Here is a 2133-nt window from a genome sequence, read left to right as displayed (position 1 = left end):
TCGGTGTGCTCACCCATGGACAGATTGGTGCGTGGCTCGCCGTTGCGCGGAACCAGCGGCGCCAGATGCTTAGGGCGGATTTTCGCCAGCAGCTTCAGCTTTTCACCGGTGGTCTTGGCGCGGTTTACGTCCAGCAGGATTTTACGCAGGCCTTCGTTCACACCGATCGGCGCATCGGAAGTGGTATCGGAACCACCGGCAATCGCGCTGTCGATCTGGCCCAGGGCAATTTTATTCGCCGCCATAATGATGGCCTGCAGACCGGTACCACAGGCCTGCTGAATATCAACACCCGGAGTACGTGGGTCGAGGGCGGTACTGAGCAGGGTTTCACGCGCGAGGTTAAAGTCACGGCTGTGCTTGATTACCGCACCGGCAATGAATTCGCCAATCTGCTCGCCCTGCAGGTTGTAACGGTTAACCAGACCATTCAGCGCTGCGGTCAGCATGTCCTGGTTAGAGGCATAGGAATACGCGGTGTTGGAACGCGCAAAAGGAACACGGTTACCGCCAATGATGGCTACGCGGCGGATGGTCTGTTTAGCACTGCTCTTGGTCATGCCGGAAATCCTGTATTGGGTCTGATTATTGGGTAAACATAGATATCACAACGGCAGGCTCAGCGTACTCTGCCATAAACGCTGCTCAGTTTAGCGCCCGCACAAGGGCTGGCATTGGCTGAAGTGACAGTTTTCCCCTCTTATCTGGTCAATTTCACTCCTGATAATTGCTGCTGTAATCTGCTACCGTCCGGCGCTGTGCCATTTTCTTTGTTATCTGTGTGTTAATCAGGACCCGACCATGAGCAATTTTATTGAATCTGTACTCGACAGCAGTATGGGCCGCAGTCTGATGAAATCAGTTCTGCCTAAATCGATTGAACTGAAACGCTACAACCCGAATCAGGCGACTTACTTCGAAGGCCGTGTGCTGATCGGCGCCTGCGAAAACGCCACGCTGCTGAGTGACATCATGCGCAACCTGAAAGATGCCAAGGCCAGCGTATTCTTCCCGGCAGCAGCAAAAACCGCTGCCGCCATCGTTGCCGCCGCCAGCGAGCACGGTATCAAAGCTGTCGGCATCGAATGCAGTGCCGATATGACCGACAAGTTCGATGCCTTTGTATTCGATGCTTCCGGCTTTGCCGACACCGCCGACCTGAACCAGCTGTATTACTTCTTTAACCCGGTGATGCGTAAGCTGAACAGCAATGGCCGAGTGATCGTACTGGGTCGTCCGCATATGAAAGCCGCCACCGGCGAACAGGCCGCCGCCATGCGTGCACTGGAAGGTTTCTCCCGTTCTGTGGCTAAGGAAATCGGCAAGAAAAGCGCCACCGCTCAGGCAATCTACGTTGAAACCGGTGCTGAGAAAAACCTTGATGCGGCCTTCCGCTTCGTAATCTCCGCCAAGTCCGCTTATGTCGATGGCCAGGTGCTGACCGTGCGTAAAGCGCAGGACGTTGCCTACCCGGACTGGCACAAGCCGCTGGCCGGTAAAGTCGCGCTGGTGACCGGTGCTTCCCGTGGTATCGGTGAGTCCATCGCCCGTACTCTGGCGCGCGACGGCGCGACCATTCTGGGTCTGGATATTCCGCCAGCAGAAGGCGATCTGCGCCGCGTGATGGCCGAAATCGGTGGAGAAACCCTGCTCGGTGATATCTCCTCCGCCGAGGCACCACAACAGATTTCCGACAAACTGAAAGAAATGGGCGGTGGTGACATCATCGTGCATAACGCCGGTATCACCCGCGACAAGACCCTGGCCAATATGCCGGAACACTGGTGGAACATGACCATCGACATCAACCTGTCGGCGGAAGAGCGCATCAACCACGTGCTGTTTGAACAGGGTACGCTGAACAACGGCGGCCGCATTATCTGCGTATCGTCGATGAACGGTATCGCCGGCCAGACCGGTCAGACCAACTACGCGGCCTCCAAAGCCGGTGTGATCGGTTATGTGCAGTACATGGCCGACGAACTGATGGCCAAAGACATCACCATCAATGCCGTGGCTCCGGGCTTTATCGAAACCGCGATGACCGATGCCATCCCGCTGATGACCCGTGAAATAGGCCGTCGCCTGAACTCCCTGTCGCAGGGTGGCAAGCCGGTTGATGTGGCGGAAACC

2 protein-coding genes are annotated in these 2133 nt (G+C 56.4%); one reads left to right on the top strand and one right to left on the bottom strand.

Translation table 11 applies throughout. The features are described 5' to 3' along the window. A partial coding sequence (locus tag B3P58_RS05200) for a beta-ketoacyl synthase N-terminal-like domain-containing protein (RefSeq protein ID WP_286716406.1) occupies window positions 1-560 on the bottom strand: 560 nt, incomplete at its 3' end. Between the two features lie 241 nt (window positions 561-801). On the opposite strand from B3P58_RS05200, the gene B3P58_RS05195 reads away from it, so the two are divergent. After that, a partial coding sequence (locus B3P58_RS05195) for a 3-oxoacyl-ACP reductase (protein WP_286716405.1) occupies window positions 802-2133 on the top strand: 1332 nt, incomplete at its 3' end.

Origin of the sequence: Thalassolituus sp. UBA2009, assembly GCF_002335285.1 — a bacterium.
Lineage (GTDB): Bacteria > Pseudomonadota > Gammaproteobacteria > Pseudomonadales > Oceanobacteraceae > Venatoribacter > Venatoribacter alkanivorans.
This window is presented reverse-complemented; position numbering and strand designations above follow the sequence as displayed.